Origin of the sequence: Flavonifractor sp. An92 (genome assembly GCF_002159175.1) — a bacterium.
Lineage (GTDB): Bacteria > Bacillota > Clostridia > Oscillospirales > Oscillospiraceae > Pseudoflavonifractor_A.
This window is the reverse complement of record NZ_NFGZ01000003.1, coordinates 111,425-133,914: the sequence shown is the minus strand read 5'-3', so window position 1 is coordinate 133,914 and position 22,490 is coordinate 111,425. Positions and strand designations below refer to the sequence as shown.

The following is a 22,490-nucleotide window of genomic DNA, read 5'->3' as shown; positions in this document are numbered from 1 at the left end:
TTTCCTGTCTGGGCAGGGCGTGCCTCTCTGCGAGGCCGCCCTGCCTTCCCTAAATTCAAGCCCTATGGCGGCCTGGACGGCTGCAAGAAAGGAATCCCATGGCAAAGAAACCGATTCGCGCTGAAAACTACCTGGACCGGGTGCCCTGCCGCAACCAAGAACTGGGCTTCACCACCGATGACGAGGGTCTGGTGACCCTTCTGGTGGAGTGGAAGGGGTTTTACTACCGCCTGTCCCAGAAGCTCTTCCGCAAACCCCGCGTGAGCCAGATCCATATGGATGCCTACGGCAGCTTCCTCTGGAACCAGATCGACGGGAAGAAGGACGTCATGGATCTGGTCAATGCCTTTGATGCACAGTTTGACTCTCCCGAGAAGAGCATGGCCCGGGTCATCAAGTTCCTGGAGACCATGAAAGAGGAGAAATTCATCTACTACCGGGGGATGGAGAAATGAGTGAAGTGCTCCGCTACATCCCCTATGTGCTCCTGTTTATGGTGGCTACCATGCTCATCTACGGCTGGGGCCTGTGGCGCACCCAGCGTCAGACCGGTGACCTGACCCGGCAGCTCTACGCCAAAGCCCGGAGCCGTGTGAAGCGTGCCGTGCGCAAGAACGGCAAGATGACCCGGAAGGACCTGATCCCCGTGGTCAAGAATCTGACCGCCCGGCAGCCCTTCAGCAGCAAGCAGTTGGGCGTCACCGATCCGGATAAGTTTCTGGACGCACTGCTGGACTATATGCTCCTCCAGAAGGATCTCCGCAAGGAGCAGCAGGGGAGCAAGACCTATTATGTACTGGAACGCTGAGCGCGGGAGGAGAAGCCTTCCCGCGCTTTCCCATAGAAAAGACCCGGAACGGAGCATTCAGGCTCCATTCCGGGTCTTTTTTCAGTCCAGCTTTACCTTGACCACCAGCACGCGCACAGGGGAGGGGTCTCCCAGGGCGATGCGGGGGGCGTGGAGGTCCTCCGGCCAGACGATGTAGAAGTCGCCGGGGTTCAGGCGGATGGTGCTGAAGGGCACATCCCAGAAGGCGATGTCACCCGCCGGATCGTAGGGCTTGGCGGGGGCGCGGCCGGCTTTCAGGGCGTAGCCCACAGCCTCTTCGCCCTCCAGCAGGCACTGGATGTCGGCGTAGTGCTCGTGTCCCTCGGGCATAGAACCCTCGGCGGGGTGGGTGTCCACCTCGAAGTAACGGGCGAACACGTTGTCGCCGTCGATCTCCAGCCGGTCGCCGCTCTTGGCGCCGGTGAGGTCGGCCTTGGCCATCCACTCCAGCGCGGTGCGGAAGCGCTCACCCAATCCGTGGTAGCGCGCCAGATTCTGCATATTGTCAAATACCATAGGGGTCTCCTCCTTTGTGGTTTTCCGTCACCTTTATGGTACTCCCATTCGGCTAAAATTGCAATGAAAACCGCCTCCCAGTCGGAAAAACAGGGGCGCTTGAAGGGGAGTGGGGAGTGTGGTACAATGAGGATAACCCGCGCCCCCCGCGCATAGGATAGCCCGAAAGGGGGGACGCGGTATGCGCGCGAACTGGGGGAGTTGGGCGGTTTTGGCCGCCTTGGCGGTGGTCCTGGCCGCGCCGGCGCTGTACGCCTGGAGCCGAACAACTGGGGAGGCAGAGGCCTGCTTTTCCCTGCGCCGGACCGGTCAAACGCTGGTCATCGACGCCGGACACGGCGGGGAGGACGGCGGCGCGGTAGCCGCCGATGGCACGGTGGAGAGTGGCATCAACCTGGCCATCGCCCAGCGGCTGGACCTGCTGCTGGGGTTCTATGGAGAGGCGCCGGTGATGCTGCGGCAGGAGGACATCTCCCTCCACGACTCGTCCGCCACGACCCTGCGGGAGAAAAAGCGCTCCGACCTCCAGAATCGGGTGGCCATGGTGGAGGAAGTGGAGGGAGCCACACTCCTGAGCATCCACCAGAACAGCTATCCGGACTCCCGCTACCATGGCGCCCAGGTCTTTTACGCCGGAGAGGCCAGTCTTCCGCTGGCGGAGTACATCCAGGAGCTGCTGCGCACCCACCTGGACCCGGAAAACACCCGGGCGGCGAAAGCCATCCCGGACACCGTCTATCTGATGAATCACATCTCCTGTCCCGCCGTGCTGGTGGAGTGCGGATTCCTCTCCAACCCGGAGGAGGCCGCACGGCTGGCCCGGAGCGAATACCAGACCCAGATCGCCGCTGTCTTGGCGGCGGGCTGGCTGACCGGAGAGCAAGCAAAGGAGAACCCTGCATGAAAGGAAAGACCCTGTTTTACTGCACGGAATGCGGCAACGAGCTGCCCAAATGGGCGGGCCAGTGCCCGGCCTGCCGTGCCTGGAACACCATTGTGGAGCGCCCGTCGGAGGCGCCTCGAAAAAAGACCGCCGCTGCGGCCCGGGCCTCCGACGGCGGCGTGCGGATGCCTCTGCGGCAGCCCCGCACGTTGAAAGAGGTGGAGACCACCCAGGAGCTGCGCTTTGCCACCGGCATGGATGAACTGGACCGCGTGCTGGGCGGCGGTGCGGTGAAGGGCTCCCTGGTGCTGGTGGGCGGCGCGCCGGGCATCGGCAAATCCACCCTGATGCTCCAGATCTGTGACCAGCTGTGCCGCTTCGCCACGGTGCTCTACGTCTCCGGCGAGGAGTCGGAACGGCAGATCAAGCTGCGGGCGGAGCGCCTGGGCATCTATGGTGAAAACCTCTATCTGCTCTCGGAGACCAATCTGGAGGACGTACTGGACGCGGTCCACTCGCTCCAGCCGGATATTCTCATTGTAGACTCCATCCAGACCCTCTACAACGGCGACCTCACCGCCGCGCCGGGCAGCATCGGCCAGGTGAAGGACTGCACCATGGCCCTGATGCAGCTGGCAAAAGGGGAGGGGGTCACCGTTTTTGTCATCGGCCACGTGAACAAAGAGGGCTCCATCGCCGGCCCCAAGGTACTGGAGCACATGGTGGACTGCGTGCTCTACTTTGAGGGCGAGCAGCAGATGACCCACCGCATCCTGCGCTCGGCCAAAAACCGCTTTGGCGCCACCAATGAGATCGGCGTCTTTGAGATGGTGGACAAGGGGCTGGTAGAAGTTCCCAACCCGTCGGAGCTGCTGCTGTCCGGGCGGCCCACCGACACGCCGGGCACCTGCGTGACCTGCGTCATGGAGGGCGTGCGCCCGGTGCTGGCCGAGGTGCAGGCGCTGCTGACGCCCACCAGCTTCAATGTGCCGCGGCGCACCGCCAACGGTTTCGACTTCAGCCGGGCCATGATGTTGCTGGCTGTGCTGGAGAAGCGGGGCGGACTGATGGTCGGCACCTGCGACGCCTATGTGAACGTTATCGGCGGTCTGAGCCTGGACGAGCCGGGGGCAGACCTGGCCATGGTGATGGCGCTGGCGTCCAGCTTCCGGGACCGGCCGATCCCGGACGATCTGGCGGCCATTGGAGAGGTCGGCCTGACCGGCGAGCTGCGCGCCGTGGGCGCGCTGGGCCAGCGGCTCACCGAGGTGCGCCGCCTGGGCTTCACCAAATGTCTGATCCCGGCCCGGGGCAGCGCATCCGTGGTGGAGCCGGACGGTTTGCAGCTCATCCGAGTCAAGAACATCCGGGAGGCCATGGCCGCGCTGCTGTGAGCAGCCGGCCGGGCCAGACACCGAAAGGGGGGTATTTGCGGGCATTGCGGCAACTCAACAAAATAAAAATTTTGTTGAGTTGGAGGGAGGCAAAAACGGCCCCTCTCCCGAAAATGGCCGGTTTGGACCGGTCCGGGCCTGCCCGCAGCCAATATGGACTATCGCACTGAAGCACCGGAAATCATCCGTTCTTTTTTAACGTATCACCGCACCATCCAGGGTCACTCCGCCAAAACGGTGGACGAATACTATCTGGACCTGCGGACCTTCTTCCGATTCATCAAGCAGCTCAAGGGCAAAGCGCCCACCGGGCCTGACGTGGACTTTGAAGCCATTCCTGTGGACGACGTGGATCTGGACATGGCCCGGTCGGTCACGCTCAGCGACGTGTACGCCTTCATGGACTATCTGGACCGTGACCGCAGCCTCAACGCCGCCAGCCGCGCCCGCAAAGTCGCCACCATCCGCTCCTTCTACAAATACCTCACCAGCAAGGCCAAACTGCTGACCGAAAACCCCATGCAGGACCTGGACTCGCCGCGCCTGAAAAAGACGCTGCCCCGGTACCTCCAGCTGGACCAGTGCTTCCAGCTCCTGGACGCTGTGGACGAGCCCAACCGGGCCCGGGACTACTGCATCCTGGTGCTCTTCCTCAACTGCGGCATGCGAATCTCCGAGTTGGTGGCGCTGAACCTCACCGACGTGCGGGGCGATCAGATCCGGGTGCTGGGTAAAGGCAACAAAGAGCGCATTCTGTTCCTCAATGAGGCCTGCCGGGGCGCGCTGGATGACTGGCTGGAGGAACGCAGCCACATCGCTGCCGCCGACCCCAACGCGCTCTTTATCACCCGGCGTCACACCCGCATGACCCGGGACGCGGTCCACTACATGGTCAAGCAGCGGCTGAAAAAGGCCGGATTGGATCAGACGCTCTACTCCAGCCACAAACTCCGCCACACTGCCGCCACTCTGATGCTCCAAAACGGCGTAGATGTGCGCACCTTACAGGAGGTGCTGGGCCATGAGAATCTGAACACCACTCAGATCTACACCCATGTGGATTCGGACAGCCTGCGCCTGGCCGCCCGGGCTAATCCCCTGGGAAAAGCGCGGAAAAAGGCCAAAAAATCAGAAAATACCGAAGAATCGGCAGAATAAAAACCGGGAGCCCACTTCCCTGCTGGGCTCCCGGTTTTTGATTTTCGCTTGACAAATACTCTCTACACTCGTAGAATATAAATGGAAATTCTACAAGCGTAGAGATAAAGGAGGTGCAAGCATATGAAGCATCCGGTCAAGCACCTGCCCGACGGCGAGCTGGAGATCATGCAGATCATCTGGCACCGGGAGCCGCCGGTCTCCCGCTCGGACATTGAGGCCGCTCTGGGCCCGGACAAGGCTCTGGCCCCCACTACCATCCTGACCTTCCTCACCCGCCTGTGTGAAAAGGGCTTCCTGTCCTCGGAGCGGGTCCATCGGGTCAACTGGTACACCCCTCTCATCACGGAGCGGGAGTATCTGGCCAGTGAGAGCCGCAGCATCCTGGATAAGCTCTACGGGGGCTCCCTCAGCGCCTTTGCCGTGTCCCTGTGCGACAGTGGGATCAAGCAGGAGGAGCTGGACGAGCTTCGGGACCTGCTGGAAAGGGGGCAGTTATGATCGTCGTCTTTCGTCTGCTCTGGGCACTTTTTCTGTCCGGTTTGGTGGCGTTCGCCTTTCATCGCTCCTGGCGCTGGGAACATGGCGGATTTATTCCAGTTCCGCTGTTTGGCGACACGAGCCGCTATCTCTCCAAGGACACCGTAGTCTGGGTCACACCGCTGATCTTTCCGATCCTGATCATCATCACGTTTGTCCTCTTACTCCTGCTGGACGAGGATATCAACCACTTTTTCCTCTTTGTCCTGGACGTTATGCTCACGATCAGCGTCTACTTTCTGGCCCTGTTTTTGCTTCTGCCCGTGCTGAGGCGTTCATTCAGCGCCCGGGCCTGCGCCACGCTGTGGCTGCTGCCGGTCTTTCTGTTCTACCAGCTCTATCCCCTGATCCGGACCTCCAGCCCTCCCCTCTTTTTCGTCTACATCCCCGGCGTAGTGCTGAGAGTGTGCAGCCTGCTCTTGATGATCGGATTTTCCGTCATATTTGTTGGCAAAATCATCTCCCATTTGATATTCCGCCGGGAAATGCTGAAGGACGCCTCTCCCGTGACGGAGCCGGAGGTCATCGTCCAGTGGCAGGACGCTCAGAAGTGGGCGGAGTACTACCGGCCCATTCGGCTCCTGCGCAGCCCCGCTGCCAAGGCACCATTCTCCATGGGGAGGACGATCGGAGTCCGTGTTACGGTGCTTCCGGAGCGGGATTACACGGCGGAGGAACTGCGCTTCATCTTCCGCCATGAGCTCTGCCACATCCAGCGCAAAGATGTAGACACCAAGATTTTTCTGGCCTTCTGCCAGGCCCTGTGCTGGTTCAATCCTTTGGTCTGGGCCGCCATCCGTAAGGCCAGCGCCGATCTGGAGCTCTCCTGTGACGAACAGGTCCTCCAGGATTGCAGCGAGGAGGAGCGGAAACAATATGCCTCCCTCCTGCTCCGTTCCGCTGGCCACGCCCGTGGATTTACCACCTGCCTGTCTGCCGCTGCCCAGTCCATGCGCTACCGCCTGCGCAATGTGATCAACGTGCGCAGGCGCCGTCCGGGCACCCTGCTGTTGGGTGTGTTCATGTTTGTCTTTACCATGGCGTTCGGCATCCTGTCTGTGAGTACCGACCGGAGACCGGCTGTGGAACTTTTTGAGACGTCCCATGTGGATAGTCGCCTACCGTTGATCGTCCAGTCGGTGTCCTACCATGCGGAAGGCGCATCCACGACGGAGTCTGTATGGGCCTGGGATGAGGAAAAATTGCTATCCATCCTGTCACAACTGGACGTAGAGCGGATGGGCTGGCTTACCCGTCCCGAAGAGGAGGCGCAGACGCAGCAGTTTTCTCTCAGACTGAGCCGGGGCAGCCAGTCCTGGTGGGTGACCTGTTGGCCACAGCATATGACGGTCTGGAGCACAGAGGACCACCGGACGATGTACTACCACCTCCCCTCTCCGCCGGATTGGGCCGCGATTCGAGCTGCTCTGGATTTTGAAGCGGAGGAGCCACAGACGTCGGACCTTCTGGACCCGCATCTGTATTTTAAACTGGAGTGGAATGACGACAGCGAGATTCTCGCATCTGACGAGCCCTTCTTCCTGCTCTGCCGCTCCCTCTGGGTCCAGGACGCTGAGACCGGCGAGGTACTGCGGGTCCGTGGGCGGGATGATTCGTCTGCGGGCTTCTACGGCGAGCCATTCCCTATCCGGGCACGTTTGGCCTTTGATCTGCCGGTGGCGCAGATCATGGTCTCCGCCCAGGAGCCCGACGGGACTGTGACCGAGCCGGTGCTCTCCCGGGAGGGCGGCCAGTATACGCTGGACCTCCTGCCCCGACCAGCCACCTACACCATTTCGATTCTCTCCAAGGCCCAGGAGAGCCTCATCTATACCGGGACCTATGCCTTTGAAGTGCATGAATAGAAAAAACCGCCGCACCCGAACTTTGGTGCGGCGGTTTTGATCCTTATACGATGCCGTTGACCACAGGCGCCAGCAGCACCTTTCCGGTGCCCCGGTACACGTTCACCAGTCCCTCGCCGGAGGCGGCGGAGCCCAGCAGGGTCTTGCCCGAGCGCTCCACCGTGAAGTCCAGGCTTCCGCTCCAGTGGCATTCACATCGCCCACCGTCCACTGCATGGCTCCGGCCTGGGTGGTGATGTGGGAGGTGCCCACCTGGCAGATAACCTGGCGCTTGCGCACGTTCATGGCGTTGCAGTAGTAGGCCAGCGCGGCGTCCCCGGGCATGACGCTCAGATCATGCTGGTATTCAATGACCGTAAACGGGCCCAGTTCGTTCAGGACTCGGATGTCGTCGTTGTTGATGAAGTTGTTGATCTGATACATGTACTTCGCCTCCTATTGATTGTTTTGATTGTTAAAAGAGCGTTGGGAGCCAAAAAGCCAGGGCCAGTCCGGCTACAAAGGAGAGCAGGTTCGCCACAAAGGCGTAGCCCACCGCACGGATACGCCTGGTTCCATCCATCCGCGGCAACCGCTCGGCGTAGATCCAGGCTTCCAGCAGGAACACGATCAGCTCCAAAAAGACATAACAGAAGGTAAAGTCCCATGGGCCGGAGCGATAGTGGACCACATTCAGGAACACGTTCAGGAATACCTGGGTGACCACATTGACCACTGCCAACAAAGCAAAAACACGCTTCCCCCGGTAGCCGAAACAGAAGGCCACGAGCAGCTCCAGTGCGATGGTGAGCACGATGCGGGCCGCCAGAGCAAGTATTTCTCCGGTATAGTCGTAGCTCCGCACCGCAGAGAGCGTCCCGCTCTCCCACTGGGAGAGATCGGCGGTATAGTAGCTGTCAAAGGCGTATTTCTCATAAACAGGACTGATGCAGAAGGTGTCGCTGTCCGGGAAATAGAGCAGGATCTTGAAGGTGGACGGCGGGTAATAGATCCAGTTCAGCGCCTGATTCTCGGAGCAGTCCCACCACTCCTGGAGGAAATAGAAGCCGTCGGCGTCCTTGTAGTCCACAAACTTCCGCCAGACCTCATAGCCCTCCTCCCCCGGATGATAAGAGGCATATTCCTCCTGGCCATTCCAGGCCGAGGCTGGCCCGGTAGAGTCGTACCGCGAGAGGAGCGTCCCGTAGAAGGTCAACCCCTCTCCGCCGGTGAAGGCGATGCGCACCGAGGGCTTGGGTCCGGTATCCGCCGAGGCGGAGATGGGAAGGAACAGGATAAGCAGGAGCAAAAACACCGTTCCGGTTCGCCGCATAAGGGATCCCTCCTTCGTCGTGAGGCATCGTTCCGGTTTTATTCTAGCAAAAAAAGCCCGGCTGTACAACACCGAAAAGAGGTTGACAGACGTCTACCTTTCTGCTATGCTCAAGATGAAGGTAGACACTTGTATACCGAAAGGAGGGAAATCACATGAGAGTGCATCTGTCCGACAGTGAGTGGAAGCTGATGGACGCGCTCTGGAGCGGAAACGGGTCCACCATCACCGAGCTCACCCGGGCCATGGCCCCGGACACCGGCTGGTCCAAGAACACCATCATCACCATGCTCGCCCGTCTGGAGAGCAAGGGCGCGGTGACTCACACGGAGGAGGGCCGCGCCAAGCGGTATGCCCCGCTCCTCTCCCGCAGCGACGCCCAGCGCACCGCCACCGAGCAGTTTCTCGGCAAAGTTTATGGCGGAAGCCTGGGTCTGATGATGAGTGCCATGGTCCGCGGCCGGGCCCTCTCCCAGCAGGACATTGACGAGTTGGCCTCCATTCTGGAGCAGGCAAAGGAGGGAGACGCTTTATGAAAGACATCCTCATCACCTCTTCGGTCCTCATTGCGGCGCTGCTGATCCTCCGCTTCTGTTTCCGCAGCCGCATTCCCCGCCGCTTTCAGTACGCCCTGTGGGGGCTGGTGCTGATCCGCCTGCTGGTGCCGGTGGAGCTGCCCGCCCTCCCCTTCTCGGTGCTCAACGCCGGGACTGAGGTCCAACAGGCGGTCAGCCAGACCATGGCCCGCCCGGTGTACCTTCCCATCCAACCCCAGACGGACCGGAAGCCGTCTGCGGGCGCGCCGGTCCTCAACCACGCGCCGGAAACGGCCGTTACCACCGATGTTCAGAGCAATACGCCTGCACCCGCCCAAAACCACTCCATCCCTCTGTCCCAGGTACTGGGCTGGATCTGGGCGGCGGGTATGGCGGTGATGGCCCTCTATTTCCTGGGCTGTAACCTCCACTTCTGGTATCAGCTGCGCAGACGGCGCACTCCCTTCCCCCTGGAACACCAGCGGCGGCCGGTCTACCTCTGCCCCAGCCTCGCCTCCCCCTGTCTCTTCGGTCTCTTCCGTCCCTCCATCTATCTGACGCCGGAGGTGGCGGCTGACCCGGATCGGCTGCGCCATGTGCTCATCCACGAGGAGACCCACGCCCGGCACCTGGACCCCCTCTGGTCCCTGTTGCGCTGCGTGTGCCTCACCATCTACTGGTTTGATCCGCTGGTATGGGCGGCGGCCATCTGCTCCCGCATCGACTGCGAGCTGGCCTGTGACGAGGGCGCCCTCCACCGACTGGGCGACGGCGAGCGTTTCGCCTACGGTCAGACCCTGCTGTCCCTCATTCCCGTGGAGCGCACCCCCGCCAATCCCCTGCTCACCGCCACCACCATGGCCGCCGGAAAGCGGCAGCTCAAGGACCGGGTCCAGCGCATCGCACGCCGGCCCAAGTGGGCGGCCCCGGCCATCCTGTCGGCGGCGCTGCTGGCCGCTGTGGTGAGCGCCTGTACCTTCGCCGCGCCCCAGCCCACCCACTCCTCGGAGGACACGCCCCTCACCGGTGAGGAGCTGGCGTTTTTCAACGAGCAGTTTTTCAATAACGCCTACAACACCGGCATCAATATGCATAACCAGTTCCTCTGCTGCTCCTATGAAAAGCCCGAGGACATCGATCTCTTCGAGCTCTTCTACAACGGCGACGGTAATGACCGCACCGCCCCGGAGGGGGTGGACCAGGAGGCGCTGGACGCCGCGCTGGATATGAAAAACCAGGCGTGCCCGGCCACCATCCTGACCGTGGCGCAGATGGACGCGGTCCTCACTGCCAACACCGGCCTCACCCTGGAGGACATGAACCAGGTCGGCTTCGACCACTTCCAGTATCTCGCGGACTTTGACCTCTATTACCACTTCCACGGCGACACCAATTACCGGGGAAACGTCATTATCTCCGCCGGTACCCGGAACGGGAACCTGGTCTCCCTCTACTATGAGGACAGCTTCTTCGGCGACGGCTGGAAGTGCGTGACCCTGGAGGAGATGGAGGACGGCACCTGGCAGTTCCGCTCCAATGTCGCCGCCGAACAGCCTACTATCCCAACCGCGGTCCCCGACTGGGAGCCGACCCTGACCATCCCTCTGGAGGATCTGGAGCCCTATCAAGCCCCCACCGTCACCGTAGAGCGCCACACCAACGACTGCGCCGAGCGGCTGGGCGGCTACCAGACGAGTGACCACACCATCCGGCCCTACCGCTCCACCGACGGCAACATCTATGCCGCCGTGGTCGATGTGGAGAGCACCGACGGTACCTGGGACGCGCGATGCTTTGTCACGTTTCCCGACAGCGAGAGCTGGTCCATCTCCTTCTTCTCCGACCTCTTCGGGCAGGAAGGTCTGGTCATCAGCTACTTTGGCGAGATGGAGCCGGGCTACTCCACCACCATTCAGGACTACTACACCTTCGCGGAGGATGGGACCCCGTCTATCCTGGCCCGGGTCTATTTCGAGGGACAGATCCTGGACCTGGACGGCGATGGAGAGAATGAACTGGCCTCCCCCTACCAGTTCTTTTATCAGCGGGACGGCAAGCTCTATGAAGCCAATCTGAAGGAGCTGCTCACCGACCATTGGCCGGAGCTGGAATACTGGGACTACTCCTCTCTGGATCCCAACACCAAGGCGGTCTCCCTCAGCGGTCTGATGACTGTGGAGGGCTGGGGCGAACAACTGGCCAGTTGCGATCGGGATATTTACTTTAATGGTGAAAACATCCTGGTCTACCGGGATGAGCGCCCCACCGAGAATCACATCCTGGGTACCATCGACGTGCCGGAGGAGGTGCTCCAGGAGGCCCTGGCCATGGGCGAGGCCCGCTATGAGAGCGCCCAGGACGGGGATCTGGATGACTGGCGCGTCTCTGCCGTGGAGAAGGTTCCCCTCAGCTATTACGGCTGGAGCTGGGACGGTCCGGAGGTGGAGGTCTACCGAGTGGTCTGTGAGTTTCACTCCGCCGATCCCGCCAACATGGTGCTGGCCGGCGGCGCCTATATGGACGAGAATGGCTGGGCCGGTGGCATCCTCTACGGTCAAAGCAACTTCCTGGTCTGCACCCTGGACGAAAACGGGGAACGCACCTTCCTGGAGAGTTTGATCCCACTTGACTGCGATGTGGGCGGCACCGTTTTCTTTGATTATCTGACAGAGACCCTGGCGAAAGCAGCCTGATATAGAAAATCGGAGCCTTTGGCATATTGCCAAAGGCTCCGATTTTTCCTTTTCCTTAAGCTTTTTGTATCGCGCTCCAGGTACGGATTCGTTTCAGGTAGATCCAGGTGCCTACTCCACCGGTGATCGTCTCAGAAAGCGGAAATGCCAGCCAGGTGTAGTTCAGGCCGATTTGAGACAGCAGCCAGAAGATGGGGACTAAACAGAAGATCTGACGGGTGAAGCCCAGAAGCAGACTGGTCTTTCCGTCCCCGATCGCCTGGAAAAACACCGGCATCATCAGAGAGAACACGGCAGAAATAAAGCTGCATCCGATGATTGGGAACGCGATCCTGCCAATCTCCAAAACTTCTGCGCTGTCAGAGAACAGGCGGATGATTCCGCTCGGAAAAAAGACAAAGCAAAGGATTCCGGCGATCATGAACACCGACGAGATCAACAGAGACCATCGCATGGTGCTTCGGCAGCGGTCATGGCTTCCATGGGCATAGTTATAGCTGATGACGGGGACCGCACAGGTCTGTAAGCCAAACAGCGGAATGAAGAAGAAGCTCTGCATTTTGTAGTACAGTCCCAGAACGGTGATCGCGGCGTCGGAAAAGCCGGCCAGGATCATATTCAGGATCACGATATATACTGTGTACAGGATCTGAATGGCTATGGACGAGTAGCCGTAAAAGTAAATTTTGCCGGCGATGTACCGCATCGTGCGCGGCAGCGGCGGGATGCGAAAGCCGCCAATCCCGGTAATGACCGCGGCGACGACCTGGCCGGAAACAGTGGCCCAGGCCGCTCCGGCAACGCCCAATTCCGGAATCGGTCCGATTCCAAAGATCAGAAGCGGGTCCAGGATCATATTCGTAACCGCGCCGGTCGCCTGCGCCGCCATGGGTATCCACATATGGCCGGAGGATTGATGGACTTTGGTCCAGATCCCCTCCAGGAATGTGCCAATACTTCCGACGCAGACGATGGTACCATAGGTCATCGCGTATTCGATGGCGATGGGCGAGGTGGCAGAGGTCATCACATAGGGCTTCATGATGGCCGATGAGACCAGTGCAAAGGCTGCCCAGGTCAGCAGCGCCAACACAACGCCGGTCCCTGCGGTCTGGTCCGCCTCGTCGTCCCGTCCCAGTGCGTACATCCGGGCCATATAGGTATTGACCCCTACTCCGGTTCCCACCGCCAGCGCAATGATGATGACCTGAATGGGAAAAATGACACTGAGCGCCGTGAGGGCGTGCGTGGAGTATTTTCCGACGAAAAAGCTGTCGACGATGTTATAGAGAGCCTGGATCAACTGCGCCAGCATCACCGGAGGAGCCAGCTTCAACAGAATCGTTCCGATCGCTTTGCTGCCTAAAAGGCTGTGATCCGCCATTTGGTGTTCCAGCAGAACTCTCGTCATGTATTCCAAGCAGCTGATGGGATTATAACAGTTCTCTATAAATTCGTCAATCATGTTCGAAAATGGTCAAAAAGAAACCGGAGAGGATTTCCTCTCCGGTTTGCTTTGATCCAATTAGGGATTCTTCAGCTTCACCTGCTCCATACCGGTGAGCGCCCGCATGACGGTGTAGGTCTGCACATCCAGGCTCTTCTTCATGGACAGGGCCTCGTTGATGTCGAAGTCCACGTACTTGTCCTCCTGGAGGCAGATGACCCGGTTGGTCTTGCCGGCGGCCAAGAGCTTCACCGCCTCATAGCCCATATAGGTGGCGGTGACGCGGTCCCGGGCGCTGGGCGCACCGCCGCGCTGCACGTGGCCCAGGATGGTGACGCGGGTGTCCAGCGAAGTGGCCTCGCGGATCTTCTCGGCCACACCGTAAGCGCCGCCCTCGACACCCTCGGCCACGATGACCATGAAGTGGGTGCGGCCGCTGATACGGGCACGGCGGATAGGCTCGATGAGGTCGTGCTCATAGTCGATGTCCTGCTCCGGGACCACCACGGCAGTAGCGCCGCAGGCCACGCCCACATACAGGGCCAGATGCCCGGCGTGGCGGCCCATGACCTCTACCACGGAGCAGCGCTCGTGGGACTGCATGGTGTCGCGGAGCTTATCGATGGAGTCGATGGCGGTGTTGCAGGCGGTATCATAGCCGATGGTGTAGGAGGAGCAGGCGATGTCGTTGTCGATGGTGCCGGGGACACCCACCACGGCGATGCCCAGCTTGGACAGCTCCTGCAGGCCACGGAAGGTACCGTCGCCGCCGATGCCAACCAGGCCGTCGATTCCCAGCAGCTTGCAGGTAGCCACGGCCTTCTCACGGCCCTCGGGGACCATGAACTCCTTGCTGCGGGCGGAGTAGAGCATGGTGCCGCCCCGACGGGACAGACCGCTGACGCTGTTGAAGTCCAGGGTGGTGAAGTCGCCGTTGATGAGCCCGTGATAGCCGCGGCGGATGCCGATGCACTCAATGCCCATGTGGATGGCGGTACGGACCACCGAACGGACCACGGCATTCATGCCGGGAGCGTCGCCGCCGCTGGTAAAGACGCCAATACGGCGCACCTTGCTGTTTTCCATGAGAAAGACCTCCTTACAAATGCCCGCCGCGTTTCGGCGGGTCCGGTTGGGATGGTGGGATGCTGGCTTACACCGTCAGCTCGGTCTCCGCGCGGCCCAGAGCCGCGGCGTAGCGCTCCAGCACCGGCTGGACGCAGGACTGGAGGAACTCCTCCACCTGCTCCGGGCAGCGGCCGATGTAGCGCTCGGGCTCCAGATGGGCGGTGAGCTCGTCCCGGCTGAGCATGGAGAAGGCCGGGTCCTCGGCGATAAGGTCCACCAGGTTGTTGCTCAGACCACGGTCCTTCACGTTGGCGCCCGCCTCCTGGGACAGGACGCGGATGCGCTCGTGGAGGGCCTGCCGGTCGCCGCCCTTCTTGACGGCGTCCATCATGATGTTCTCGCTGGCCATGAAGGGCAGCTCCTCCATCACATGCTTGCGGATGACCTTCTCGTGGACCACCAGTCCGGCTGCCACGTTGGAATAGATGTTCAGAATGGCGTCCACGGCCAGGAAAGCCTCGGGCACCGAGATGCGCTTGTTGGCCGAGTCGTCCAGGGTCCGCTCGAACCACTGAGTGGCCGCGGTGACGGCGGGGTTGAGGGCGTCGCACATCACATAGCGGGCCAGGGAGCAGATCCGCTCGCAGCGCATGGGGTTGCGCTTGTAGGGCATGGCGGAAGAGCCGATCTGATGCTTCTCAAAGGGCTCCTCCACTTCCTTCAGGTGGCACAGCAGCCGCAGGTCGGTGGCGAACTTGCTGGCGCTCTGGGCGATGCCGGAGAGGGTGGACAGCACGGCGTAGTCCATTTTGCGGGAATAGGTCTGGCCGGACACCGGCACCACCGCGTCAAAGCCCATCTCGGCGGCGATCTTCTGCTCCAGGGCGCGGCACTTCTCGTGATCGCCCTCGAAGAGCTCCAGGAAGGAGGCCTGGGTGCCGGTGGTGCCCTTACAGCCCAGCAGCTTCAGGCTGGAGATGCGGTGCTCCACTTCCTCCAGGTCCATGAGCAGCTCGTTCATCCAGAGGGTGGCACGCTTGCCCACGGTGACCAGCTGGGCGGGCTGGAAATGGGTGAAGCCCAGGGTGGGCAGGGCCTTATACTGTCTGGCGAAGGCGGCCAGATGGTTCAGCACCTGCACCAGCTTGTCCCGCACCAGCTCCAGAGCCTGGCGCATGAGGATCACATCGGTGTTGTCGCCCACATAGCAGCTGGTAGCGCCCAGGTGGATGATGGACATGGCCTTGGGGCAGGCCGTTCCAAAGGTGTGGATGTGGGCCATGACATCATGGCGGAGCTGCTTCTCCTTCTCAGCGGCCATCTCGTAGTCGATGTCGGTGAGATGGGCCTCCATCTCGTCGATCTGCTCCTGGGTCACCGGCAGACCCAGCTCCATCTCGGCCCGGGCCAGGGCCACCCACAGCCGTCTCCAGGTGTAGAATTTCTGGTCGGGGGAGAAAATATACTGCATCTCCGCACTGGCATAGCGGGAACACAGCGGGCTCTCGTACGCGTTTTTACTCATCGCTCAACCTCGCTTCCCACCGGAGCGGCCTCCCCGCCCCGGCATGTCTAACGTAGGAATTATAGCACAAAAGCCGCTCTCCCACAAGGGTAAGCCCGATTTGGATTTCAGCTTGCGGCTTGTCATCCGGGTCGGAGTGCGGTACACTATGATTAAGCAGGCAATTTGAACAAAAGGAGGACACGGAGATGCTGACCGATTGGAACTTTGGCGAAGACACGCGCACGACCGCCGAGTGTAAGGAACTCCTCAAGACCCGCCGTCTGGATCTGGCGGGTCTCCAGCAGAAGCTGCGGGAGCATAAACTGCCGGTCATCGTGCTCATCGAGGGCTGGGGCGCCGCTGGGAAAGGCAGCGCCATTCGCTCGCTCATCAAAGAGCTGGACCCCCGCTTTTTCCAGGTGCGCTCCGTGGGGATGCCCACGGAGGAGGAACGCCGCTGGCCCTTCCTCAAGCGGCATTTCGCCGCCATCCCCGCCCAGGGGAAGCTCCTCTTTCTGGACTTGGGCTGGATGGACGAGACGGTGCGGGAGTACCTGCGGGGCGATCTGTCCGACGAGGAGTACGCCCGGCGGCTGGTGAGCATCCAGATGTTTGAGCGGCAGCTGGCCGCGGCGGGGTATCTGCTCATCAAGTTGTTCTTCCACATCGATGCCGAGACCCAGCACACCCGCCTGACCAAGCTGGCCGACGATAAGGACACCGCCTGGCGGGCCTCCGAGTCGGACTGGCGGCAGAACAAAAACTACCACCGCACGCTGGAGGCCTTCGACCACTATCTGGAGTCCACCCACTACCCCTGGGCGCCCTGGAAGATCATCGAGAGTACCAACGCCGCCCAGGCGAACCTCACGGCGGCGGATTATCTCTATGAGCGCATCTGCGCCGCGCTGGAGCACCCGGTCTATCCCGCGCCGCCCCGGCGGGCCTGGCCTCTCTTCCCCATGGAGCCCCTGGCTGAGGTGTCGCTGGACCACCACCTGGAGGAGAAAAAGTACCAGGAGCAGCTGAAGAAATGCCGCAAGAAGCTGGAGGCCCTCCACAACGAGCTCTATCGGAAAAAGGTACCGGTGGTGGTGCTCTACGAGGGCTGGGACGCCGCCGGCAAGGGCGGCAACATCAAGCGCTTGGCCTCGGCGCTGGACCCCCGGGGCTATGAGGTCATCCCCATCGCCAGCCCCACCCCCGATGAGCTGGCCCGGCACTATCTGTGGCGCTTCTGGACGCGGCTCCCCAAGACCGGCCACATCGCCATTTTTGACCGGAGCTGGTACGGCCGGGTGATGGTGGAGCGCCTGGAGGGTTTTTGTACCGAGAACGACTGGAAACGGGCCTATGACGAGATCAACGAGTTCGAGCGGGAGCTCACCGACGCGGGCATGGTGGTCGTCAAGTTCTGGGTCCAGATCGACAAGGACACCCAGCTGGCCCGCTTCAACGAGCGGCAGAACACCCCGGAAAAGCACTGGAAGATCACCGATGAGGACTGGCGCAACCGGGAGAAGTGGGACGCCTACGAGGTGGCGGTCAACGAGATGCTCCAAAAGACCAACACCGAAAACGCCCCCTGGCACATTCTGGAGTCGGTGGACAAGCGCTACGCCCGCATCAAGGCCATGAAGATCGTCATTGACGCCATCGAAGCGGCTCTTTAAATGCCAAACAGCCTGGACCAGATCGGTCCAGGCTGTTTTTGTTTATAGATCAGCGGCCCAGCATGGCCAGCAGCTCTTCTTCGCTGAGGACGGGGATGCCCAGGTCGTTGGCCTTTTTCAGCTTGGACCCGGCGGCCTCACCCGCCACCACGTAGCTGGTCTTTTTGGACACCGAATTCGTCACCTTGCCCCCCTGGGCCTCGATAAGGGCGGCGGCCTCCTTCCGGTCCATGGTGGGCAGCGTGCCCGTGAGGACGAAGGTCTTACCCGCCAGGGCGTCCCCCACCGGCTCCTCGGTGCTGTCGAAGGACACACCGGCCTCCCGCAGGGTCTCAATCAGATGGCGGCTCTGGGGGTTCTGGAACCAGTCCAGCAAACTTTTGGCCGTGATGGCCCCGATGTCGGGGACGGCGGTGAGCTCCTCCTCGGTGGCGGCCATCAGGGCGTCCAGGGTGCCGAACCGGGCGGCCAGCACCTTGCCCGCCTTCTGCCCCACCTGCCGGATGCCGAAGGCGAAGAGCAGCCGCCCCAGCCCCGCCGACTTGGACTTCTCAATGGCAGCCATCAGGTTCTCGGCGCTCTTCTGCCCCATCCGGTCCAGGGCAGCCACGCTCTGGGGCTCCAGGTGGTAGAGGTCACCGGGGCCCTTCACCAGCCCCGCCCCCACCAGGGCCTCCACCACGGCGGGGCCCAGGTGCTCAATGTCCATGGCGTCGCGGCTGGCGAAGTGGACCAGGTGGCGCAGCCGCTGGGCCGGGCACTCCGCGCCGGTACAGCGCACATGGGCTCCGTCTTCGTCCCGCTCCACCGGCGCGCCGCACACCGGGCACTCCTTAGGCAGGAAATAGGGCTCCGTTCCATCCGGCCGCTTCTCCTTCAAAACAGAGACGATCTCGGGGATGATCTCCCCCGCCTTCTGCACCAGCACCGTGTCCCCGATGCGGATGTCCTTCTCGGTAATGAAGTCCTGGTTGTGGAGGGTGGCGTTGGTGACGGTGGTGCCCGCCAGACGTACCGGCTCCACCACCGCCTTGGGGGTGAGCACGCCGGTGCGCCCCACCTGGACCACGATGTCCACCACCCGGCTGGGCTTCTGCTCGGGGGGATACTTATAGGCCGCCGCCCAGCGGGGGAACTTGGCGGTGGAGCCCAGGGTCTCCCGGTCGGAGAGGTCGTTCACCTTCACCACCGCGCCGTCGATGTCGAAGGGGTAGCTCTCCCGTTCGTCGCCCATGCGCTGGATGATAGTACCAGCCGCGGCGATATCGGCGCAGGTCTCATGGGGAATCACTTTGAAGCGCTGGCTCTCCAGATATTCCAGGGTCTCGCTGTGGGTGGTGAAGGTCTTTCCCTCCGCCCACTGGATGTTGAACACCCGGATGTCCAGCTTGCGGCTGGCCGCCACCTTGGGGTCGTGCTGACGCAGGGACCCGGCGGCGGCGTTTCGGGGGTTGGCAAAGAGGGGCTTGCCCTGGAGCTCCAGGGCCTCGTTCAACTCCTCAAAGACCTGCCGGGGCATGAACACCTCGCCCCGGACGATGAGGGACGGCAGGGTCTCCGGCAGGCGCAGGGGGATGGAGCGGATGGTGCGCAGGTTCTCGGTGACGTCCTCCCCCACCTGGCCGTCGCCCCGGGTGGCCCCCCGGACAAAGACGCCATTCTCGTACTCCAGGGCCACGGAGAGACCGTCCACCTTGGGCTCCACGTCGTACTCCACGCCATGGGCGAGGGTCTCCCCCACCCGCTGGCCGAACTCCCCCAATTCCTCCAGGGAGAACACGTCCTGCAAACTCTCCAGAGGCACCCGGTGGACCACCTCGGCAAAGCCGTCGGCCACCTTGCCCCCCACCCGCTGGGTAGGCGAGTCGGGGGTCACCCAGTCGGGATGGGCGGCCTCCAGCTCCTCCAGGCGGCGGAGCTTGTGGTCAAAGTCGTAGTCGCTCATGCTGGGGGTGTCCAGCACGTAGTATTCATAGTTGGCCTGCTCCAGCTCCCGCCGGAGGGCCTCCACTTCCAGTCTCTCGTCCATTGGGACCTCCATACATGGTGTCAAAGGGTTCTCTCATGGTGTCAGGCTCAGGTAGGTCTGGGGCACCTCCCCCACCACCACGATCTCGCTGACCGGCAGGGAGAGGTCTACGTTCTCCACGGTGGTACCGCCGGGCAGCAGCAGCGTTACCTCCACATTTACCTCCAGGGTGACCCGGTGGAGGGTCTGGTTTACCCCGGCGGCCTGGAAGGAACTGCGAAACTCCGCCGAGGGGATACTCACCGCCAGCACCTCCACACCCAGGGACGGGCCACGGTTAGACAGCAGGCTCCAACCGGTGAGGCTGCCCAGGGGGATGGACAGCTCCTGGCTGTCAAGGGATTCCACTTGCTGGGTGATCCGCTCCAAAAGCGCAGTGCGCAGGGCGCTGAGCTTGGCGGAGTCGGCCTCTAGGGTCGCCACCGCTCCGTCCGGACCGGTCCCAACCGTGTACAGCTCCCGGCACAGGTCCGGCTCCTCGGCCAGAAGCTGCCCAAAGGCCTCCTCTGCCGCTTTGCGCACCGCCTGCTCCACCTGGGCGGCGGCCAGATCGGCCAGGGTGGGCTGGATCGTGCTCTCCAACCACGCCAAGAGCAGCAGCGCCGCCGCCACTCCCAGCAGGGCCGGAAGAATGGTAAAGCCTTTTTGCTTGTCAGAACTTTGCCGGAGCCGCCGGGGCCACACCCGGCGCAGCCATCGCGCCACAGGCCCTCACCTCCCGGGAGAGCCTATGCGCAAAGAAGGGCGGATTATGCCTGGCGCAGCAGCTCCTCCACCGCCAGCATCACACCGGCCTTGCCGCTCTCAAAGGTGAGGCCGCCCTGGAGATAGGCGGTGTAGGGCTCCCGCATGGGGGCGTCGCAGGAGAGCTCGATGGACGCGCCCTGGATGAAGGCGCCCGCCGCCATGATGACCGGGCAGTCATAGCCCGGCATGTCCCAAGGCTCCGGGGTAACGTAAGAGTCCACCGGCGCCCCGAACTGGATGCCCTTGCAGAACTTTTTGAGGGGCTCAGGGGAGCCGAAGTGGATCATCTGGATGATGTCGTGGCGCACCTGGTCAGAGGTGGGCTCGGTCTTATAGCCCAGCTCCTCCATGACCTTGGCGGCAAACACGGCGGTCTTGACCGCCTGGGCCACCGTGTGGGGGGCCAGGAACAGGCCCTGATAGAGCAGCCGGTTGTTGCCCAGGGTGGAGCCGCACTCCCGGCCGATGCCGGGCACGGTCATCCGGGCCGCTGCGCCCTCGATGAGGTCCTTCCGCCCGGCGATGTAGCCGCCGGTGGGGGCCAGGCCGCCGCCGGGGTTTTTGATGAGCGAGCCCACCACCAGGTCGGCGCCCACCTCGGTGGGCTCCTTCTCCTCCACGAACTCGCCGTAACAGTTGTCCACCAGGATAGCGGCACCCGGGTTGTTGGCCTTCACCACGGCGCACAGGGCCCCGATCTCGTCCACGGACAGGGACGAGCGGGTGGAGTAGCCCTTGGAGCGCTGGATAAGCACCGCCTTTACCCGGGGGTCCTTCACCGCCTCGGCCAGCCCCTCCGGGTCGGGGGCGTCGTTTTTCAGCTCCACCTGGCGGTACTCCACGCCATAGCTCATGAGGGAGCCGGGGCCCTTGTCGGACACGCCGATGACGCCCAGCATGGTGTCGTAGGGGGCCCCCACGGCGGAGACCAGGATGTCTCCCGGCTTCAGCGCCCCGTACAGGGCGCAGGCGATGGCGTGGGTGCCGTTCACAAAGCCGATGCGGACCAGGGCGTCCTCGGTGTGGAAGATATCGGCATAGATCTCCTCCAACTTGTCCCGGCCCAGGTCGTCGTAGCCGTAGCCGGTGGTACCGGCAAAGTAGGCCTCGGCCACCCGGTGCTTCTGGAACGCAGAGAGGACTTTCAGACTGTTGAACTCAGCAATGGCGTCGATGCGGTCGAACTGCTCCCGCAGTCCGGCCTGGGCCCGGGCCGCCAGATCCCGGACCGGCTGACTGATCTCAAGCGACATGATTTCGGTTTCCTTCCTTGTGTATTAAAGGGCGGGGAGCTCGGCGCGCACAAAGGCCAGCGCCAGGTCCACGCAGGCCGCCACGTCCCGGCGGTCGGCCATCTCCTGGGGGGTGTGGATATACCGGCAGGGCACCGAGATGCCCCCGGTGAGGACACCCTTGCGGCTCTGGTGGATGGCCCCGGCGTCAGTGCCGCCGGAGCGCATGATGTCGGTCTGGACAGGGATATTCCCCTCCGCCGCCAGGTCCCGCAGCTTCTGCACCACCTGGGGGTGGCAGAGCACCGAGTGGTCCATCACCTTCACTGCCGCGCCCTTGCCCAGGCGGGCGGTGGAGGTGTGCTTGGAACCGGGCTCGTCGTCGGTGGAGGTGACGTCCATAGCCAGGGCGTAGTCCGGCTTCACCGCGAAGGCGGCGGTGCGGGCGCCCCGCAGGCCCACCTCCTCCTGGACGGTAAAGACGAAGTAGAGGTCGTTTTTGACCTTCTCCCCTTTCAGCGCCTCCAGCACCTGGAGGAGCACCGCGCAGGCGATGCGGTCATCGAGGTAGGGGGACACCACCCGCTCGCCGGTGGTGAAGAGGCCGGTGTTATACACCGCCGTGTCCCCCAGGTCCAGGCCCAGGGCCTCCACGGCTTTGGCGCTCTCCGCGCCCACGTCGATGGAGAGCTGGTCCAGCTTCAGATCCTTGGGGTCGGCGTCCTCGGGGAGGCACACCACGCCCTTCACGCCGTTGGCGAAGCGCACCGGAGTGGCGCACAGCTCGATGGCCGAGAGGCCGCCCAGGCGGCCGAAGCGCAGGTAGCCGTTTTCTTCAATGTGAGTGACGATGAAGCCGATGGAGTCCATGTGGGCCGCCAGCATCACCTTGGGGCCCTTCCCCTTCCGGCGGACGATGAGGTTGCCCAGGGCGTCCTCCTTCACTTCATCGGCCAGAGGCTCGGCCAGGGCGCGGATTGCGGCGCGCACGCCGCCCTCGTCCCCGGTGGGGCCGTGGCTGGCGTTGAGGGTGCGGAGAATTTCCAATAAATCCATAAGAT

The 22,490-nt window shown here is 62.4% G+C and carries 21 protein-coding genes; 10 read left to right on the top strand and 11 right to left on the bottom strand.

Features of this window, described 5'->3' with window-relative positions:
* The first annotated feature begins 98 nt into the window (after nt 1-98).
* Nucleotides 99-455: a PqqD family protein gene (locus B5G43_RS03705; RefSeq protein WP_087259124.1), complete on the top strand. Its 357-nt coding sequence runs from the start codon at nt 99-101 to the stop codon at nt 453-455.
* Nucleotides 452-808: a hypothetical protein gene (locus B5G43_RS03700; RefSeq protein WP_204244505.1), complete on the top strand. Its 357-nt coding sequence runs from the start codon at nt 452-454 to the stop codon at nt 806-808. Before B5G43_RS03705 ends, B5G43_RS03700 begins: the two co-directional genes overlap by 4 nt.
* A gap of 81 nt (nt 809-889) precedes the next feature.
* On the opposite strand, the gene B5G43_RS03695 is transcribed toward B5G43_RS03700, so the two are convergent.
* Nucleotides 890-1,345, bottom strand: a complete 456-nt coding sequence (locus B5G43_RS03695; RefSeq protein ID WP_087259123.1) for a YhcH/YjgK/YiaL family protein — start codon at nt 1,343-1,345, stop codon at nt 890-892.
* A 181-nt stretch (nt 1,346-1,526) separates the two neighbouring features.
* Between B5G43_RS03695 and B5G43_RS03690 the strand changes: the two genes are divergently transcribed.
* The 5 genes from B5G43_RS03690 to B5G43_RS03670 all read left to right on the top strand — a co-directional run bounded on the left by B5G43_RS03690 (nt 1,527) and on the right by B5G43_RS03670 (nt 7,185).
* The gene (locus B5G43_RS03690) at nt 1,527-2,249 is read left to right on the top strand and encodes an N-acetylmuramoyl-L-alanine amidase (protein WP_087259122.1); all 723 of its coding nucleotides are present in this window, start codon (nt 1,527-1,529) and stop codon (nt 2,247-2,249) included.
* Nucleotides 2,246-3,622, top strand: coding sequence for a DNA repair protein RadA (radA, locus tag B5G43_RS03685; RefSeq protein ID WP_087259121.1), 1,377 nt, complete (start codon nt 2,246-2,248; stop codon nt 3,620-3,622). Before B5G43_RS03690 ends, radA begins: the two co-directional genes overlap by 4 nt.
* A 153-nt stretch (nt 3,623-3,775) precedes the next feature.
* Nucleotides 3,776-4,780, top strand: coding sequence for a tyrosine recombinase XerC (locus tag B5G43_RS03680; protein WP_087259120.1), 1,005 nt, complete (start codon nt 3,776-3,778; stop codon nt 4,778-4,780).
* Between the two features lie 123 nt (nt 4,781-4,903).
* Nucleotides 4,904-5,281 (top strand): BlaI/MecI/CopY family transcriptional regulator, encoded by a 378-nt coding sequence (locus B5G43_RS03675; protein WP_087259119.1) that lies wholly within the window; start codon nt 4,904-4,906, stop codon nt 5,279-5,281.
* Entirely contained in the window at nt 5,278-7,185 is a 1,908-nt protein-coding gene (locus B5G43_RS03670) for a M56 family metallopeptidase (protein WP_087259118.1), read from the top strand. Before B5G43_RS03675 ends, B5G43_RS03670 begins: the two co-directional genes overlap by 4 nt.
* A 43-nt stretch (nt 7,186-7,228) precedes the next feature.
* On the opposite strand, the gene B5G43_RS18100 is transcribed toward B5G43_RS03670, so the two are convergent.
* From B5G43_RS18100 to B5G43_RS03660, 3 genes are read right to left on the bottom strand one after another with little or no spacing between them, the layout of a single operon-like run.
* On the bottom strand, nt 7,229-7,321 hold the full coding sequence (locus tag B5G43_RS18100) for a hypothetical protein (protein ID WP_343214384.1): 93 nt from the start codon (nt 7,319-7,321) through the stop codon (nt 7,229-7,231).
* Nucleotides 7,288-7,608, bottom strand: coding sequence for a hypothetical protein (locus B5G43_RS03665; protein ID WP_343214382.1), 321 nt, complete (start codon nt 7,606-7,608; stop codon nt 7,288-7,290). The genes B5G43_RS18100 and B5G43_RS03665 overlap by 34 nt, the downstream gene beginning before the upstream one ends.
* 31 nt (nt 7,609-7,639) lie before the next feature.
* Entirely contained in the window at nt 7,640-8,497 is an 858-nt protein-coding gene (locus B5G43_RS03660) for a hypothetical protein (RefSeq protein ID WP_087259117.1), read from the bottom strand.
* A 155-nt stretch (nt 8,498-8,652) separates the two neighbouring features.
* Between B5G43_RS03660 and B5G43_RS03655 the strand changes: the two genes are divergently transcribed.
* Both B5G43_RS03655 and B5G43_RS03650 read left to right on the top strand, forming a co-directional pair.
* Nucleotides 8,653-9,033, top strand: a complete 381-nt coding sequence (locus B5G43_RS03655) for a BlaI/MecI/CopY family transcriptional regulator (RefSeq protein WP_087259116.1) — start codon at nt 8,653-8,655, stop codon at nt 9,031-9,033.
* A complete protein-coding gene (locus tag B5G43_RS03650) occupies nt 9,030-11,726 on the top strand; it encodes a M56 family metallopeptidase (protein ID WP_087259115.1) in 2,697 nt (898 codons plus the stop codon). The genes B5G43_RS03655 and B5G43_RS03650 overlap by 4 nt, the downstream gene beginning before the upstream one ends.
* A 55-nt stretch (nt 11,727-11,781) precedes the next feature.
* On the opposite strand, the gene B5G43_RS03645 is transcribed toward B5G43_RS03650, so the two are convergent.
* The 3 genes from B5G43_RS03645 to purB all read right to left on the bottom strand — a co-directional run bounded on the left by B5G43_RS03645 (nt 11,782) and on the right by purB (nt 15,766).
* Complete coding sequence (locus tag B5G43_RS03645; protein ID WP_242960441.1) at nt 11,782-13,137, bottom strand: MATE family efflux transporter; 1,356 nt, start codon at nt 13,135-13,137, stop codon at nt 11,782-11,784.
* A 114-nt stretch (nt 13,138-13,251) separates the two neighbouring features.
* Nucleotides 13,252-14,259 carry a 6-phosphofructokinase gene (gene pfkA / locus B5G43_RS03640; RefSeq protein ID WP_087259114.1) on the bottom strand — a complete coding sequence of 336 codons (1,008 nt, stop codon included), beginning with the start codon at nt 14,257-14,259 and terminating at the stop codon, nt 13,252-13,254.
* Between the two features lie 67 nt (nt 14,260-14,326).
* Complete coding sequence (gene purB, locus B5G43_RS03635; protein WP_087259113.1) at nt 14,327-15,766, bottom strand: adenylosuccinate lyase; 1,440 nt, start codon at nt 15,764-15,766, stop codon at nt 14,327-14,329.
* Between the two features lie 188 nt (nt 15,767-15,954).
* Here purB and pap point away from each other — a divergent pair, with 188 nt between their 5' ends.
* The gene (gene pap, locus B5G43_RS03630) at nt 15,955-17,421 is read left to right on the top strand and encodes a polyphosphate:AMP phosphotransferase (RefSeq protein ID WP_087259112.1); all 1,467 of its coding nucleotides are present in this window, start codon (nt 15,955-15,957) and stop codon (nt 17,419-17,421) included.
* Between the two features lie 49 nt (nt 17,422-17,470).
* Here pap and ligA read toward each other — a convergent pair whose 3' ends face one another.
* From ligA to B5G43_RS03610, 4 genes are read right to left on the bottom strand one after another with little or no spacing between them, the layout of a single operon-like run.
* Complete coding sequence (gene ligA / locus B5G43_RS03625) at nt 17,471-19,450, bottom strand: NAD-dependent DNA ligase LigA (protein WP_087259111.1); 1,980 nt, start codon at nt 19,448-19,450, stop codon at nt 17,471-17,473.
* A gap of 33 nt (nt 19,451-19,483) precedes the next feature.
* Nucleotides 19,484-20,155 carry a sporulation protein YunB gene (yunB, locus tag B5G43_RS03620; protein ID WP_087259110.1) on the bottom strand — a complete coding sequence of 224 codons (672 nt, stop codon included), beginning with the start codon at nt 20,153-20,155 and terminating at the stop codon, nt 19,484-19,486.
* Nucleotides 20,156-20,199: 44 nt separating this feature from the next.
* A complete protein-coding gene (locus B5G43_RS03615; protein ID WP_087259109.1) occupies nt 20,200-21,450 on the bottom strand; it encodes a methionine gamma-lyase family protein in 1,251 nt (416 codons plus the stop codon).
* A gap of 24 nt (nt 21,451-21,474) precedes the next feature.
* Complete coding sequence (locus B5G43_RS03610) at nt 21,475-22,485, bottom strand: M42 family metallopeptidase (RefSeq protein ID WP_087259108.1); 1,011 nt, start codon at nt 22,483-22,485, stop codon at nt 21,475-21,477.
* Nucleotides 22,486-22,490 lie beyond the last annotated feature (5 nt).

Coding starts and splice junctions, on each gene's coding strand:
- B5G43_RS03705 (WP_087259124.1), top strand. CDS start 99: ATGGCAAAGAAACCGATTCGCGCTGAAAACTACCTGGACCGGGTGCCC.
- B5G43_RS03700 (WP_204244505.1), top strand. CDS start 452: ATGAGTGAAGTGCTCCGCTACATCCCCTATGTGCTCCTGTTTATGGTG.
- B5G43_RS03695 (WP_087259123.1), bottom strand. CDS start 1,345: ATGGTATTTGACAATATGCAGAATCTGGCGCGCTACCACGGATTGGGT.
- B5G43_RS03690 (WP_087259122.1), top strand. CDS start 1,527: ATGCGCGCGAACTGGGGGAGTTGGGCGGTTTTGGCCGCCTTGGCGGTG.
- radA (WP_087259121.1), top strand. CDS start 2,246: ATGAAAGGAAAGACCCTGTTTTACTGCACGGAATGCGGCAACGAGCTG.
- B5G43_RS03680 (WP_087259120.1), top strand. CDS start 3,776: ATGGACTATCGCACTGAAGCACCGGAAATCATCCGTTCTTTTTTAACG.
- B5G43_RS03675 (WP_087259119.1), top strand. CDS start 4,904: ATGAAGCATCCGGTCAAGCACCTGCCCGACGGCGAGCTGGAGATCATG.
- B5G43_RS03670 (WP_087259118.1), top strand. CDS start 5,278: ATGATCGTCGTCTTTCGTCTGCTCTGGGCACTTTTTCTGTCCGGTTTG.
- B5G43_RS03665 (WP_343214382.1), bottom strand. CDS start 7,608: ATGTATCAGATCAACAACTTCATCAACAACGACGACATCCGAGTCCTG.
- B5G43_RS03660 (WP_087259117.1), bottom strand. CDS start 8,497: ATGCGGCGAACCGGAACGGTGTTTTTGCTCCTGCTTATCCTGTTCCTT.
- B5G43_RS03655 (WP_087259116.1), top strand. CDS start 8,653: ATGAGAGTGCATCTGTCCGACAGTGAGTGGAAGCTGATGGACGCGCTC.
- B5G43_RS03650 (WP_087259115.1), top strand. CDS start 9,030: ATGAAAGACATCCTCATCACCTCTTCGGTCCTCATTGCGGCGCTGCTG.
- B5G43_RS03645 (WP_242960441.1), bottom strand. CDS start 13,137: ATGACGAGAGTTCTGCTGGAACACCAAATGGCGGATCACAGCCTTTTA.
- pfkA (WP_087259114.1), bottom strand. CDS start 14,259: ATGGAAAACAGCAAGGTGCGCCGTATTGGCGTCTTTACCAGCGGCGGC.
- purB (WP_087259113.1), bottom strand. CDS start 15,766: ATGAGTAAAAACGCGTACGAGAGCCCGCTGTGTTCCCGCTATGCCAGT.
- pap (WP_087259112.1), top strand. CDS start 15,955: ATGCTGACCGATTGGAACTTTGGCGAAGACACGCGCACGACCGCCGAG.
- ligA (WP_087259111.1), bottom strand. CDS start 19,450: ATGGACGAGAGACTGGAAGTGGAGGCCCTCCGGCGGGAGCTGGAGCAG.
- B5G43_RS03615 (WP_087259109.1), bottom strand. CDS start 21,450: ATGTCGCTTGAGATCAGTCAGCCGGTCCGGGATCTGGCGGCCCGGGCC.
- B5G43_RS03610 (WP_087259108.1), bottom strand. CDS start 22,485: ATGGATTTATTGGAAATTCTCCGCACCCTCAACGCCAGCCACGGCCCC.